A 15,354-nucleotide genomic window follows, 5' to 3' on the forward strand; every position below is an offset into this window, starting at 1 on the left:
AACTATGTTAGAAGAAATTTTAGCTTACAACAAGCAATTTGTTGAGAACAAGGGATACGAATCGTATATTACCAATAAATATCCCGATAAGAAAATAGCTATTCTTTCCTGTATGGATACCCGACTGACTGCTTTGCTGCCAGCAGCATTAGGAATTAAGAATGGCGATGTGAAAATGATAAAAAATGCAGGTGGCGTTATTTCCCATCCTTTCGGTAGCGTGATACGTAGTTTGCTTGTTGCTATTTTTGAGTTGGGGGTAGAGGAAATAATGGTGATTGCTCATTCTGATTGTGGAGCTTGCCATATGCATAGTGAAGAAATGCTCGAAAAAATGAAAGCACGCGGAATCAATCCGGATTATATTGACATGATGCGTTTCTGCGGAGTTGACTTTCATTCGTGGCTGGATGGTTTCGAAGATACGGAAAAGTCGGTGAGAGGAACAGTCGATTTTATTGTACGCCATCCTTTGATCCCTTCAGATGTGACAGTCTACGGATTTATTATTGATTCTACGACCGGGGAATTAACGCGGATTGTATAGATAATTAGATAGATAGGTAAATAGATAAACTGCTTTTTTAATCCCCTAAATATAGTGACGCTATCCTATCATGATAGTGACGCCATTCTTATTGTATAGTGTCGCTATGTCTGGAGGATAGTGACGCTATTTTGAAGACAAAAAAATAAGGCAGCTTTTTGTCGGCTGCCTTTATCTTTCTGCGGTTATATACTTTCTTTGACTGGTGCACTCGTTTGTGACAAATAGGGTGCCCGTACATCTCTATTTCTGCCTCACGGCTAGCTTTACGATTCGCTTTAATGTAATCGTCTTGTGTAATTCGCTTTTTCATAATGAAATTATTTCTCTGTGCAAAGATACAATATATTCTTCATTTAGTATAAACTTTTATTTCCTATTACGCTCGGTTTGCATTATCTTTGCATACATTAATCAAATGAAACCGGAAATAATATGGAAAATTTCAGTGAATTAATAAAGAACCGTCGTAGTATGCGGAAGTTCACCGATGAAGAATTGACACAAGATCAGGTAGTTGCGTTGATGAAAGCAGCTTTGATGTCCCCTTCTTCCAAACGTAGTAATAGTTGGCAGTTTGTAGTGGTTGATGATAAAGAGGTATTGAAAGAATTGTCTCATTGCAAGGAACAGGCTTCTTCGTTCATTGCCGATGCAGCTTTGGCGATTGTTGTAATGGCCGATCCGTTGGCCAGCGATGTTTGGATTGAAGACGCTTCCATTGCTTCCATCATGATACAGTTGCAGGCTGAAGATCTTGGCTTGGGAAGTTGTTGGGTGCAGGTTCGCGAACGTTTCACTGCCACCGGAATGCCTTCCGATGAATTTGTCCATGGAATTTTGGATATTCCCTTGCAACTTCAGATTCTTTCTGTCATTGCTATCGGACATAAAGGGATGGAACGTAAACCTTTCAATGAAGAACATCTTCAATGGGAGAAAATTCATATTAACAAGTTCGGAGGAAAATAAGTATGGGAGCTGCTAAAGCGAATAATAGTAAAGATACCTATCTGGCTACTGCTGTTACCTTTATCGTTATCGGAGCACTTTATCTGATTGATAAACTGATTCATTTCTCTTCCATTGGACTGCCTTGGGTGATGAATAAGGACAATATGCTATTGTACGCCTCGATCTGTTTCCTTATTTTCAAACGCGATAAATCAATTGGTTTTGTGTTGCTTGGGCTTTGGCTAGTGATGAATATCGGTTTGGTCATGTCCTTATTGGGTTCGTTATCCGGATATCTGTTGCCATTGACACTGCTCATCATCGGAATCGTTTTATTCTGGTTTGCAAAACGATAAGAGAATAATGAAAAGAAGTATAGAAGATACACCGATCGTGTTTATCGGTGCAGGTAACTTGGCTACTAATCTGGCGAAAGCTCTTTATCGTAAAGGTTTCCGCATTGTACAGGTATATAGCCGGACTATGGAATCTGCCCGTACCTTAGCCGAGAAAGTAGAAGCTGAATATACAACAGATTTACAGGCAGTCTCCAAAGATGCAAAATTGTATATCGTATCGTTGAAAGATGATGCTTTAGTAGATTTGTTACCGCAGATAACAGAAGGAAAGCAAGCGTCTTTGTTGGTGCATACGGCAGGAAGCATTCCGATGAGCGTTTGGGAAGGGCATGCAGAACGTTACGGAGTATTTTATCCGATGCAGACATTCAGCAAACAACGTGAAGTTAAATTTCAGGAAGTGCCTTTCTTTGTTGAAGCGAAAAGGCCGGAAGACGTGGAATTGTTGAAGGCTGTTGCCGCCACACTTTCGGAAAAGGTCTACGAGGCTTCTTCCGAGCAACGTAAGAGCCTTCATTTGGCTGCTGTTTTTATCTGTAACTTCACCAATCACATGTATGCATTAGCAGCTGATTTGCTTGAAAAATACAACTTGCCTTTCGATGTCATGCTTCCGCTGATAGATGAAACAGCACGTAAAGTCCACGAATTGGCGCCACGTGATGCACAGACCGGACCCGCTGTTCGTTACGATGAGAATGTGATGAGTAATCATCTTGCCATGTTGGTAGATTCTCCGGCATTGCAGGAAATATATAAACTAATGAGCAAAAGTATCCATGAGCACCATCAATTATGATTTATCCCGTATCAAGGCTTTAGCTTTTGATGTAGACGGAGTATTGAGTTCGACAACCGTACCTTTGCATCCTTCCGGAGAACCGATGCGCACGGTGAATATCAAAGATGGGTACGCCATCCAGTTGGCTGTGAAAAAAGGACTTCACATAGCTATCATCACCGGTGGCCGGACAGAAGCGGTACGTATCCGTTTTGAGGGACTGGGAGTGAAGGATTTATACATGGGTTCTGCTGTGAAGATACATGATTATCGTGCTTTTCGTGATAAGTACGGATTGACCGATGATGAAATTCTATATATGGGTGATGACGTGCCGGATATTGAAGTGATGTGTGAGTGCGGACTGCCATGCTGCCCGAAAGATGCCGTGCCGGAAGTGAAATCCGTTGCAAAGTATATTTCTTATGCAGACGGTGGTCGTGGATGCGGACGTGATGTAGTGGAGCAGGTGCTGAAAGCTCACGGTCTATGGATGGCGGAAGACGCCTTCGGTTGGTAACTTAATTATAAATAATCGTTGTTTAATAACGAATAAAACCATGCTTGATAACTTAAATAAATATCAGATTATATTAGCTTCCAATTCTCCCCGTCGGAAAGAACTGATGTCGGGACTAGGAGTAGACTATGTAGTCAGAACATTGCCGGATGTAGACGAGTCATACCCGGATACATTGGTGGGTGCTGAAATACCTGAATATATTGCCCGTGAAAAGGCGGATGCCTACCGTACCATGATGAAGCCGGGAGAATTATTGATTACGGCAGATACCATAGTCTGGTTAGATGGGAAAGTACTTGGGAAACCGGAGGGTAGGGAAGGAGCCATTGAAATGCTTCGCGCTCTCTCGGGAAAATCTCATCAGGTTTTCACAGGGGTTTGCCTGACTACTACCGAGTGGCAAAAAAGCTTTACCGCTTCCTCCGAAGTATTGTTTGATGTCTTGTCAGAAGATGAAATCCTGTATTACGTAGATCGTTATCAGCCAATGGATAAGGCAGGAGCTTATGGCGTTCAGGAGTGGATCGGGTATATCGGGGTTAAATCAATTTCCGGTAGTTTCTATAATATTATGGGGCTTCCCATACAGAAACTGTACGGAGAGTTGAAAAAGCTGTAGTAAGTATCTTGAATATATCTGAATATATCAGTGTAATAAACTTATTGATTACATGAAATACATAAGATATACTTAGTCCAATAATGCAAAAAGGCTACCTCAAAATAGAAAATGAGGCAGCCTTTTTCTGTATTTTTAAGCAGGAACATTTACTGAATATCCCAAACTGAAAGATGTGGAAGACTATAATAAATCCAACATCAGAGGAATATCTTCTTCCCGAATTCCTTGTGTGAGAAGAGCTTCTTCATCTTTATGGAACATTTCCAGGAATCGTTCCCGGTTTCCACTAGCCGTAATGGCTTTTCCATAGAAAACGGAAGCTTTCTGAATATCTCCCATCACCCAGGCGACATGTCCTGCATTCATATAGTCAATAGCCAGAGGCTTTTGTTCTATTATTTTTTCATAATACTTCATCGCCTGTTCATGTTTCTGGCTGATAAATGAACACCATCCGATACCACGCCATGCCTTAATACAGTTGTTCTCGATGAAATCCAGTTTGAAGAAATAATTCAGTGCTTCTTCATATTGCCCCAATTCGGCCAGACAGCTACCGATATGGAAAGTCACATTGGTATCTTCTGGAGCAGCTTCTTCTACCTTCTTATAATAGGTGATTGCTACCTGGTAATTTCTGTTCAACCGATAACAAATAGCCAGATGGCGATTGTTCCAGATATTATCCGGTTTCAACGTGTCTGCTTTCAGGTAAGCCTGGATAGCTTCTGCATATTTCTTTCTTTTCTGCAATGCATAGCCAAACTTCTGGTAATATTCAGCACTCTCTCCTTCGAATCCGCCAATCGTTTCCAACTCTTCATAAATTTCGATAGCCTCGTCCCAACGTTCCTTTGACAGGTAGAAATCGGCAATGGGGAATAATACATCTTCCCAGTGCAATATATTGTCGAGTGCAGGGACATGATGAAGATCGAGCTTCTCTTTAAAAATATCTCTGAATTCACTCTTGCGCACACTAAGTTTGAAGAAACGATACAAATCGTGCAGGTACTGGTTGCTGACCGTTCCCGGACGTTCATTGAATTTCTTCATCGTCTCAACATTCGATTTCTCCGCCAATTCTGCAACCTGTTGTTCATTCAGTTGGCTCAACATCATATCCTGTTGTGACTGTGGCAATTGATGGATCGTGAAAAAGAGAGAGTACTTATCACTGTTACTGAAGAATCCCGATTGAAGAATTAAATCCAGTAGACTGCCTCCCTGATTTCCTGCCTGCTTCATTGCCTTGAGCACATTAGACTGTTGCTTGCTGAATGGATAAAACCAGTTATGCACCTCGCGGAAGAACGGATAGTTTTTCAAAGCCGCAAAAGTACTCATATATACATCTGCACCCTCCAACTGCAATTCGTTCATTTCACGCAATTTATCCCCCAGTCCGGATTTCTCGAATGCATCTTCCCAATCCGGATTCATGTCGTTGTTCTCTTCATCGCTTTCTTCAAAGCCGAACCGCATATTTTTCATGGAGGAAACATTCTTCAGCATTTCGGGAATAATCTCCTCCCTCATCTTTTTGTCAATCTTTTCCGTTTCCTGACATAATAGCATTTGGCGGTAAATGCGAGCGACATCTTCTCTGAATGAAGGAATTTCTTCCATGAGATCCACCCTTTTTATCAGTTCCGGATAGAAAGTAAGTCGGCTTCTGTAAATGTGGAAAATAATCATCGCACCAACCAATGCCCGTTGGCTGACGTTGACGTTGGGATGCTCGTAAGCATCAAGCAACCACATTATTTTTCGTAAGTCGAAACATTCCATCAAGCTCAATGTGAGGGCACTGACAAATAAGCATAAGTCGTCTCCCGGAAGTAATTCCGAGGCAAGCATGGCTTTTGCATCTTCCTCGTCTTCGGGAGTCCAGGCACTGTTTGTCCATGTTCTGATAAACATAAACTTGAGCGTGTCCTCATGCCGCTTTAATACTTCATCCATCTTTTCGTCAGACAGTAATCCACTGACTGCCAAGTCGTCATTAAAAGACTCCAGTATGTGTAATATGGTTTTAAGACCATAGTTTGACAAATCTGGCGATTTGGGAGTACGTCGTACTTCATGATAGTATCTTGATGAAGCGTTATCCAATATGAGCAAACGTGATTGGTCGGCAATTCCCCACGTGTCTGATACCATTTTCTGATACAGATTCCATCGTTCAGGGTCATTTGCTCCCTGTTTCATGTATTCCAGCATATATTTGTAGGAAGTCTGCAATTGTTCCAGGCGAGTGCGTAGATCCCAGTCAGGACACTGCCACAGCAGAGATTCCAACTGCATCAGAGCTTCCTTGAGCCTTTTCTCTTCAAGTAAGGTACGTATATATGCGTATTGTTCATTAATCGTTTTTTCGTTCATCATTATTTAATTATTTATTTCTTCCAATCCAGGTCAAACGTTTCCAGAGACCCTCAAAAGGACCATGTTTATGGTGTCGGAGCCACCACGAACAGAATACCATTTGTAATAGAACAAAAAGGATGCCAAAAAGGAAGCTATATGTGATTCCTAAATATCGTCCCAATTCGAATCCCCAATGATAGAACAAAAGAGAACCGAAAATGGATTGCCCGAGATAATTCGTTAAACTCATTTTACCATAAGATGTGAAACGCATAAAGAAACTGCGGTCTTTCACACGGTAGAAAGTCAACAGTAATCCTGTCACCAGTAATACCATGAAACTAAGGCTGCTGAATGAACTTAATATCAACTGTAGAGGAACAAGGACGGCACTCCGTTCGATGAATTCCGGCAACATATTGTTCAATCCGTAGATGGGGAAGAAGCAGAGAAGCGAAATGGCTAATGCTTTTAACCACAAGCGTTCGTTCTGTTCGCTATACAGGAAATATTTGCGGCGGCCAACCAGCATTCCGAATAGGAATAATCCCGGTGTTTGTAAGATACGTCCATGTTCCAAAGCCCAGGTCATGTTAGCCATTTGTCCTTCCCACATATTCATGCGGACTGTTTCAAGGAAGTTGCCATGTTTTTGTACGTCGAAAGCGATGCTGAAATAATAACCTGCCAAACTTTTACCTGCCACATAGTCAGGATTGCACAAGGCATAGATCAGTTTTGCCCAGTCGATAGGTTGAAGGATTAATAAAGTAGCAAAGATGGCAACTGTACGGTCACTCATCCGGCAGAATATCGGCAGGATAATTCCTAAAATCGCATACATGGTTAATATTTCGCCGGTAAAGAAAGCGGCATTGAATTGTCCTATAATGAATAGGATGAATAATCTCCATAAAAAACGCAGGCGGAAATCTTTCCCTCTCCGTTGTTGGTTATTGTCCTGAATATAGAAACTGAAACCGAAGAGCAAAGCAAATACAGCGTATGCTTTATTACTGAATGTGAAGAATAATCCTCTCCAGATAGCCTGATCGGTAAATTTCATCCATTCAAAAGGGACTTCTTCCGGGAAAGAATAGAAATTAAAGTGTTCGATGCTGTGCAAGAGGATGATCCCCATTACTGCCAATCCTCTTAATACGTCGGCCACGTCTATTCGGGCGTTGGTTTCGGCGATTTTGTGTTCCATGATTTTTGTTCTGTTATTAATAAGGTTTATATTTTATAATTATTTGATTCGGCTGCTTCAACTCTACTGCTTTAATCCTATTGTTAAGGTACTACTTACTATAGCCTTGATACTTTACCTTGGAACTTAACCCTGATGCTTCGGCTCTAATACTTGATACCTAATACTTAAATTTAGTCCTTGAATTTAAAACCTCACTTGTACCTGTGCCTGTATCAGGTTGGAATCTTTTTGTCCGTCTCCTTTCTTATTACAAAAGGTGTATTGTGCCTGTAACCGGCATCTGGGATAAAACCAGTATTGTACGCCTGCAATATAGTTATTTTGTTTGAAATCTGCAGCTTTGTTCGGGTCGAAATAATCGAACGAAGCGATGAAATCGAAATTCCGGGCGAAGCGTACGCTGCCTGTTGCATAGAAACCTTCACTTTTCACATTCCTGTCTTTTCCGGCAAGATATTCCGTACGCAGATTAAAAGTGGAAGTGGTGACAACCCCTCCTGCACTCCAGCGTCTCTTAGCGTAATTTTCTCCTACTTTGATTCCGGTATATTCAGAGTCAGCTATGGCGTGTCCTGTTCCGCGGATAAACGAACCACCTACGGACAACCATTTCAGCGGATTAACCATCAGATTACCGACCACATCTTTTTGACTGTTTTTGTCTTTGGTATTCAGTCCCTGTCCGTTCATTACAGCTACTTTATATTGTAGGAAGTCACGAAATAATTTCCCGTGAAGCATCATACCTATATCCCGTCCGGAAGTCATTCCGTAACATTTATCGCTGCCGCTTACTCCTGCCAGATAGCAGACAGATTGTGAATAGCAATTGATAAGTTCTACTGTAGTAGGAGACAATTCGTTTTCTATGGTATAAGGAACCTTGAATTCACCGATACGTGCCGTAAGTCCGGGGAGAAACTGATAATCGGTATACACTTCGAGTAACATGCCCCCGTTGTAGAAGTCGTACATAAAATCACAAGTCCACCGTTTGGTGATCTTCCCGTGTGCCATGAAAATGATTCGTTTGATGTCGAATGTGTTATCCGGATTCGCTGCATCGTCATAAGTGTATCCCAGTTGGGCATATCCGGAGAGACTAATCCGTTCTTTCAGTGTGTTGACAACTTGATTTAATGGTGTCTGCTCCTGTGCCAGGAGAGGATTTTGCATACTTGTAATGCATACTACAAAGGTTAAGAGTTGGAGTAGTGTTTTTCGCATGAGTTAGTTGTTATTTGATTTTGATTATAGTTGATACTGTGGGAATAAATGTAGTGTCAATCAGATTCTTTTCAGAGTAGGTTTGGGGTATTCGGTGGTTTTCTTTCAACCAGTGTATAGCCTTGTCTATCGCTTCAGCGGAGGGGCGTTTTGCTTTTTGATAATTGGGGAGGGCGACGAGTCCTGTCAGATTTTCGGGCACACCTATTTCTATCAATACTTGCTCCCATTCTTTCTGCGGGTGCATTTTTATGTAATCTACTCCCAGGTTATATCCTGTGATGAGTAGCTCGATTTCTTCTCTCTTCTCGTTGAGCGCTTTTCGTGAAAAAGCGGTAGCGGTGAAATCGATACCCAACTCTTGCGTACTTACCAATGAACGATGTTTACTGTTCATGGCGATGGATGCGGCAGGGTCGGGTAGGAAAGAGGCATCAATTTGATTGTACTGCAACATTTGCAGACGGAGAGGAAGCTGGCCGATTTCCGGCATGTTTATTTCCGCATGCTTGATTCCGGCTTTGCTTAATAGCTGGTCGGTGGCATATTCGATAACTGTGTTGCGCGACACGGCGATATTCTTTTCCTTGAGCTGTTCCAGTTGGTTGATGTTACTTTCTTTGGAGACAATGAAGCAGAAATAACCATCATTCTTCAGGATGAATCCTAAATCAGTATGATGAATAGCTTGTAATGCTACCGCACTGGGATAGTCAGTAATCATGCCATCCATTTTCCGGGTTTGGAAAGCGGCGTCCCGGTCGTTGGCAGAGTTGAATGAAAGAATGGTCAAATCCAGTCCTAATGAGTCGTAAATGCCTTGCGTTTTGGCTATATGAAAAGGAAGTCCGTCCAGTGTAGGCATCATGCCCAGGGTAAGTGGTTGCAGTTCGGTTAGAGGTAAAAAAGAGCTGTCTCCTTTCTTACTCTGACAAGAGTAAAGGAAGAAAAGGATGAACCAAAAGAATAGTATCGGTCTTTTCATACCTCGTTTTTATAAATAAGAGGAATTCTGTTTTTATAAATAAGGGCAACTCTTTTCACAAAGAACTGCCCTTCTAATAATTAACTATGTGATTTTAACAATTATCTTATTCTTGAATAGCAGCGATACCCGGAAGAACTTTTCCTTCGATTGCTTCGAGCAATGCGCCACCACCAGTTGAAACATAAGATACACCGCTAGCCAAACCAAACTTGTTAACACAAGCTACAGAGTCGCCACCACCAACAAGTGAGAATGCGCCGTTCTTAGTTGCTTCAACGATTGCTTCACCTACTGCACGTGAGCCGTGAGTGAAGTTGTCAAATTCGAATACGCCTGTAGGACCATTCCAAAGAATAGTCTTAGATTCTTTGATAACGTTAGCGAAGATTTCTTCAGTCTTAGGACCGATATCAAGACCTTCCCATCCGTCAGGAATTTCGTCAACAGCACAGAATTTAGTATTTGCATCGTTAGAGAATGCGTCAGCAATCTTAGCGTCAACAGCCAATACCAGGTTTACACCTTTTTCTTTTGCTTTTTTCATCAAATCCAAAGCCAGGTCAAGTTTGTCGTCCTCACAGATAGAGATACCGATTTTGCCGCCCATAGCTTTAGTAAATGTATAAGTCATACCACCAGCGATAATCAGGTTGTCTACCTTGCTCAACAGGTTTTCGATGATTTCGATTTTAGAAGAAACTTTAGAACCGCCCATGATAGCAGTGAACGGACGTTTGATATCGTTCAATACTTTATCAACAGCTTTCACTTCTTTTTCCATCAAGTAACCGAACATCTTGTTGTTTACATCGAAATATTTAGCGATCAATGCTGTAGAAGCGTGTGCACGGTGAGCAGTACCGAATGCGTCGTTTACGTAGCAGTCAGCGTAAGAAGCCAATTTCTTGGTAAATTCTTTCTGGCTTTCTTTTACTGCTTTCTTAGCAGCAGCTTTTTCTTCGTCAGTTGCATCTTCTGCCAAACCTCTTGGTTTACCTTCTTCTTCAGCGTAGAAACGAAGGTTTTCGAGCAACAGCACTTCTCCCGGTTGCAGAGCAGCAGCTTTTACAGCAGCTTCTTCGCCCATGCAGTCGTTAGCGAACTGAACTTCAACGCCCAGCAATTCAGACAGATGCTTGATGATATGTTTCAAAGAGAATTTATCGGCAACGCCTTTCGGACGGCCCAGGTGAGAGCCAATGATGATGCTTCCGCCGTCTGCCAGAATCTTCTTCAAAGTAGGAAGAGCTGCACGCATACGAGTGTCATCTGTAATGTTGAAGTTTTCGTCCAGGGGTACATTGAAGTCCACGCGAACAAATGCCTTTTTACCGGCAAAATTGAATTTGTCAATTGTCTGCATAATACTCTATTTTTATTTAAAAGTGTTTTTAAAATTCTTCTTTTAGAACGACCGCAAAGTTACTATTTATTTCGGTTCCTTGCTATTAAATCGTTATTTATTCTTGGCTTTTGGTTCCTCTTTTGTAACTTTATAGGTGTTACAGAAATATTTGCACATCATTTGCAAACCACAGGTGTCACATTTGGGAGTACGTGCCTGACAAACGTAACGGCCGTGCAGGATGAGCCAGTGATGGGCAATCGGTATGAGCTTTTCCGGAATATTCTTCACCAGTTCTTTTTCCACGCTGAACGGGGTGGTGCAACTGTCCGGCACCAGTCCGATACGGTGGCTGACACGGAACACGTGTGTATCTACCGCCATTGCCGCTTTTTTGAATACAACCGACTGGATCACATTGGCAGTCTTTCTTCCTACACCGGGCAACTTTATCAGATCTTCCAGATTATCCGGCACCTCGCTATTGAAGTCATTCACCAGCATCTTTGCCATACCGACCAGATGTTTGGCTTTGTTGTTGGGATAAGACACGCTTCGTATATATTCGAAAATCACTTCCGGCGTAGTGGCAGCCAGTGCTTCCGGAGTCGGAAAATCTTTATACAAAGGAGGAGTGATGATATTCACCCGTTTGTCCGTACATTGTGCAGAAAGAATAACAGCGATCAGCAACTCATACGGATTGTTGTAATGCAGTTCGGTTTCGGCTACAGGTATGTTGTCCTGAAACCAGGCGATTACTTTCTCATAACGTTCTTTCTTTCTCATCGTAGCTTGTTTTTATGGTAATGAGGCGTCACTTTTAGTCTGAAATAGAGGGCGGAAACTACCGTCAGGCAGGCTCCGAAAAGATAGGCCTTATCAAATGTACTTATTTCTGCGATATATCCTCCCGTCAGCATACCGATACCGATTCCTACATCCCAGGAAGTGAGGTAGGTGGAAGTCGCTGTTCCCCGCTGACTGTTGGGGGCGAGGTTGACAAACAGCGTGTTAAATGCCGGAAACATAATTCCAAACCCGACACCCATTAATAATGCGATGCCAAAAAACAGCAGGGTACAGGCTGTATCATCCCATTGAATCAGATATACACAAGTTGAAAGCAGGAAGAAGCTGAAAACAACCAGGTATAATCCGGCAGCTATTACTTGCGTTATTTTTCCGCGATCCACCAGTTTTCCTGAAAAGATACGCGAGATGGCCATACCGACTGCCATAAAGGTGAAGAAGAATCCGGTTTGTGTGTTCAATCCTATTTGGCGGGCGTACATGGCAACATAGTTGGTCGTCATTCCGTAAGGGATGGAAAGCAGCAGCAGACTAAGTCCGGCAGGCAGTCCTTTCATCAGGATAAAGCGGTCGAGCGAGATCGGTTCCCGTTTCACAGGAGGCTTGTAGGGCGTTTTAACCAGACTTGCGCATAGAAAACCTAAAATACAGGAACCGAATGCATAGCAGAATATCGTAGCAAAAGAAACTCCCGCATCATGCAGAAACAGTCCGAACATCGGTCCGATGGACATGGCTGTGTTGTTGGTAAGCCCGTAATAACCTAAGCCTTCCCCTCGCCGGGAAGAGGGCATAATGTCTATTACTACCGTGTTTCCGCCTACTGTGACCATTCCGAAAGAGACGCCGTGAATGATTCGGAATATAATAAATAAGGTAAGGGAACCGGCAATTAAATATCCGCCGAACATCATCATAAAGATGAAGTAAGCAAACAGATAAAGAGGTTTTCGGGCAAACGTGTCGAGCAGATAACCGGAAAATGGACGGATACAGAGAGCTGCCACCGTGTAGCAGGAGAGGACAATGCCGATAGTGGAATTTCCAGCTTGGAAGAATTCGGATAAATAGAACGGCAAAACAGGAATCAGCAACCAGAAACCGAAGTATAGCAGGAAGTTGGCTGCCAAGATGAAACAATAACTGGGAGTAATGAGTCTATCCTTTGCCATAATGAATGATCGTTCAATCGACCGATTCGCATTGATTGGAAACCAACGCCGTTGGCCTGATTGGTCTGTTGATGAATATGCCAATGTCCCGATCACCGTCCGACGGTTTCATTGGGAACATTGGCATACTGGTAAATTTAGCACATTATTAATATGCCGCTTCGAATTCTTTTAGGAAGCGTGTATCGTTTTCAGAGAACATACGGAGGTCTTTCACCTGATATTTCAGGTTTGTGATACGCTCGATACCCATACCGAGGGCATAACCGCTGTATATTTTGCTGTCTATACCATTTGATTCAAGTACGTTCGGGTCTACCATACCGCAACCGAGGATTTCTACCCAGCCGGTGTGTTTACAGAACGGACATCCTTTACCGCCGCAGATATTACAGCTGATATCCATTTCCGCACTTGGTTCGGTAAACGGGAAGTAAGACGGACGCAGACGGATCTTTGTATCAGCACCGAACATTTCTTTGGCGAAGAGCAGCAATACCTGCTTCAAGTCGGTGAATGATACGTTTTTATCTACATACAGCGCTTCTACCTGATGGAAGAAACAGTGTGCGCGATAGCTGATAGCTTCGTTACGATATACACGTCCCGGACAGATGATGCGGATAGGAGGCTGTGAAGTTTCCATCACACGAGTCTGTACAGAAGAAGTATGTGTACGCAATACTACGTCCGGGTGAGCTTCGATAAAGAAAGTATCCTGCATATCGCGTGCCGGATGGTCTTCGGCAAAGTTCAGTGCCGAGAACACGTGCCAGTCATCTTCAATTTCCGGACCTTCGGCAATGCTGAATCCCAGACGGGCAAAGATATCAATGATTTCGTTCTTTACAATGGTGAGCGGGTGGCGTGTACCGAGTTCTACAGGATAAGCCGAACGCGTCAAATCCGGTCCGTCACAATCGTTGTCCTGACTTTCAAACATTTCTTTCAGCGCGTTGATTTTGTCCTGCGCTTTTGTTTTCAGTTCATTCAGTCTCATGCCGACTTCTTTTTTCTGTTCGGCAGCTACATTACGGAAATCTGCCATTAAGTCGTTAATGGCTCCCTTCTTACTTAGGTATTTGATGCGGAGAGCTTCGAGTTCTTCGGCATTGGAGGCGTGTAAGGCTTCCACCTCTTTCAGAAGTTGTTCAATCTTAGCTATCATATTTTTGATGTATTGTTATTCAGTTTCTTAGTAAAAACCGTGCAAAGATATAATTTTATCACGAACCATCGAAATAATTTGTATCTTTGTTGCCGATATGTACCGAAAATCCGGCAACTTATGAAAAAGATTGTTTTCTGTCTTCTGCTTTTAACCTTTTCTTTTCGCCTTGCGGCCCAGATTGACTATTTGGAGCCGGTGAAACCTTTTTCCACTTATACAGGCGAGTTAGGCGAATATTATCGTAGTGTGTTTTCTTTACTTAATACGGGCTTCCAGAAACAGCCTTATGCGCGTTTTGCAGCTATCCCTTCCTTTTCGCCGGAGTATGCAATGTCGGTAGAGAAGAGGAATGGACGTTATACCCTGGTTTCGAACACATTATCGCGTACTTATTGGCAGGCAGAGAAGGGGACGGTGACGGTGGATACTAAATCGGTTGTCATTAGTGCTTCCCTATATCAGTCTTTAGGGGCTATCTTTCGTTTGGTGACAGAGCAGGTACAGGATTTGGACGGTTCTACGGCTGGTTTGGATGGAATTGTTTATTTTTTCTCTTCTACGGATGCTAAAGGTAAAGAGCAGATGGGACGTAAATGGTCGCCGGAAAAGGGAACGTTGATGGAACGTCTCGTGTTGGTTTGTCAGTCGGCTTATATGTTATCCCGAGGGGAAAATATTTCTGAACAGACGTTGGCAGTGGAGGCTGCTGCTTTATTAAAAGCATTGCAACAGCGCACCAAGGAAGAGCCGGATGCTTATAAGCGGCCGATGTATATCGGAATTTATCCGGTGGGTCCCCGTTCAAAGACACTTTCCGGAAGACAGGTGGAGGAACCTGCTCATTTCTCTGCGATGACTCCGGAAGAATATATTGCCAGTGAAATGGTTTATCCGTCAGGGCTTTTGGAGAAGAATGTTTCGGGTTATGCTTTATGTGAGTTTACTATTGATAAAGAAGGGGTTATCCTTCGTCCTCATATTCTACGTTCCACTCATCCGGAATTTGCAGAGGAGGCTCTCCGCATTGTCAAAGGAATGCCGAAATGGTCACCTGCATTGGTGGGAGGAAAGCCGGCGGATAGTAATTACACTCTTTATGTTCCTTTCCGTCCGCAACTCTATCGGAATAAATAAGCAACTTTGCATCTAAAGTCCGATTAATAAAAAAGAAATATTGCATTTATAAGTTGAACTTATACTCTCTCCAATAAATAAAAAAAAGGTTCTTCGTCAAATTTGGTGGTACTTCTTCTATTGTGAATAAATAAT

The 15,354-nt window shown here is 42.6% G+C and carries 16 protein-coding genes; 7 read left to right on the top strand and 9 right to left on the bottom strand.

The window, feature by feature from the left end:
- Positions 1-4 precede the first annotated feature (4 nt).
- A complete protein-coding gene (locus DWZ47_RS21075) occupies positions 5-547 on the top strand; it encodes a beta-class carbonic anhydrase (protein WP_004321516.1) in 543 nt (180 codons plus the stop codon).
- An 88-nt stretch (positions 548-635) separates the two neighbouring features.
- On the opposite strand, the gene DWZ47_RS21080 is transcribed toward DWZ47_RS21075, so the two are convergent.
- Positions 636-860: a hypothetical protein gene (locus tag DWZ47_RS21080; protein WP_008026002.1), complete on the bottom strand. Its 225-nt coding sequence runs from the start codon at positions 858-860 to the stop codon at positions 636-638.
- A gap of 122 nt (positions 861-982) precedes the next feature.
- Here DWZ47_RS21080 and DWZ47_RS21085 point away from each other — a divergent pair, with 122 nt between their 5' ends.
- From DWZ47_RS21085 to DWZ47_RS21105, 5 genes are read left to right on the top strand one after another with little or no spacing between them, the layout of a single operon-like run.
- On the top strand, positions 983-1,519 hold the full coding sequence (locus tag DWZ47_RS21085; RefSeq protein ID WP_004327009.1) for a nitroreductase family protein: 537 nt from the start codon (positions 983-985) through the stop codon (positions 1,517-1,519).
- Positions 1,520-1,521: 2 nt separating this feature from the next.
- Positions 1,522-1,857 (top strand): hypothetical protein, encoded by a 336-nt coding sequence (locus tag DWZ47_RS21090; protein ID WP_004311402.1) that lies wholly within the window; start codon positions 1,522-1,524, stop codon positions 1,855-1,857.
- A gap of 7 nt (positions 1,858-1,864) precedes the next feature.
- Positions 1,865-2,659 carry a Rossmann-like and DUF2520 domain-containing protein gene (locus tag DWZ47_RS21095; RefSeq protein WP_004311403.1) on the top strand — a complete coding sequence of 265 codons (795 nt, stop codon included), beginning with the start codon at positions 1,865-1,867 and terminating at the stop codon, positions 2,657-2,659.
- Positions 2,640-3,161 (top strand): KdsC family phosphatase, encoded by a 522-nt coding sequence (locus tag DWZ47_RS21100; protein WP_004304399.1) that lies wholly within the window; start codon positions 2,640-2,642, stop codon positions 3,159-3,161. Before DWZ47_RS21095 ends, DWZ47_RS21100 begins: the two co-directional genes overlap by 20 nt.
- A 40-nt stretch (positions 3,162-3,201) precedes the next feature.
- On the top strand, positions 3,202-3,783 hold the full coding sequence (locus tag DWZ47_RS21105; protein WP_004300871.1) for a Maf-like protein: 582 nt from the start codon (positions 3,202-3,204) through the stop codon (positions 3,781-3,783).
- Positions 3,784-3,966: 183 nt separating this feature from the next.
- Here DWZ47_RS21105 and DWZ47_RS21110 read toward each other — a convergent pair whose 3' ends face one another.
- The 8 genes from DWZ47_RS21110 to pheS all read right to left on the bottom strand — a co-directional run bounded on the left by DWZ47_RS21110 (position 3,967) and on the right by pheS (position 14,082).
- Positions 3,967-6,174: a tetratricopeptide repeat protein gene (locus DWZ47_RS21110; protein WP_004300870.1), complete on the bottom strand. Its 2,208-nt coding sequence runs from the start codon at positions 6,172-6,174 to the stop codon at positions 3,967-3,969.
- Between the two features lie 7 nt (positions 6,175-6,181).
- Complete coding sequence (locus DWZ47_RS21115) at positions 6,182-7,366, bottom strand: DUF418 domain-containing protein (protein ID WP_117514564.1); 1,185 nt, start codon at positions 7,364-7,366, stop codon at positions 6,182-6,184.
- A 186-nt stretch (positions 7,367-7,552) separates the two neighbouring features.
- On the bottom strand, positions 7,553-8,596 hold the full coding sequence (locus tag DWZ47_RS21120) for a porin (protein ID WP_117514566.1): 1,044 nt from the start codon (positions 8,594-8,596) through the stop codon (positions 7,553-7,555).
- 10 nt (positions 8,597-8,606) lie between these two features.
- On the bottom strand, positions 8,607-9,581 hold the full coding sequence (locus DWZ47_RS21125; protein WP_004321507.1) for an ABC transporter substrate-binding protein: 975 nt from the start codon (positions 9,579-9,581) through the stop codon (positions 8,607-8,609).
- 106 nt (positions 9,582-9,687) lie between these two features.
- A complete protein-coding gene (locus tag DWZ47_RS21130) occupies positions 9,688-10,947 on the bottom strand; it encodes a phosphoglycerate kinase (protein ID WP_004300866.1) in 1,260 nt (419 codons plus the stop codon).
- Between the two features lie 93 nt (positions 10,948-11,040).
- Positions 11,041-11,718 (bottom strand): endonuclease III, encoded by a 678-nt coding sequence (gene nth, locus DWZ47_RS21135; protein ID WP_004300865.1) that lies wholly within the window; start codon positions 11,716-11,718, stop codon positions 11,041-11,043.
- On the bottom strand, positions 11,715-12,914 hold the full coding sequence (locus tag DWZ47_RS21140; RefSeq protein WP_008648869.1) for an MFS transporter: 1,200 nt from the start codon (positions 12,912-12,914) through the stop codon (positions 11,715-11,717). Before DWZ47_RS21140 ends, nth begins: the two co-directional genes overlap by 4 nt.
- Positions 12,915-13,062: 148 nt before the next feature.
- Entirely contained in the window at positions 13,063-14,082 is a 1,020-nt protein-coding gene (gene pheS / locus DWZ47_RS21150) for a phenylalanine--tRNA ligase subunit alpha (RefSeq protein WP_074705420.1), read from the bottom strand.
- A 120-nt stretch (positions 14,083-14,202) separates the two neighbouring features.
- On the opposite strand from pheS, the gene DWZ47_RS21155 reads away from it, so the two are divergent.
- Entirely contained in the window at positions 14,203-15,219 is a 1,017-nt protein-coding gene (locus DWZ47_RS21155) for an energy transducer TonB (RefSeq protein WP_004300861.1), read from the top strand.
- Positions 15,220-15,354: the final 135 nt, after the last annotated feature.

Source organism: Bacteroides sp. AF32-8BH (assembly GCF_003435205.1).
In the GTDB taxonomy this organism is placed as follows: domain Bacteria; phylum Bacteroidota; class Bacteroidia; order Bacteroidales; family Bacteroidaceae; genus Bacteroides; species Bacteroides ovatus.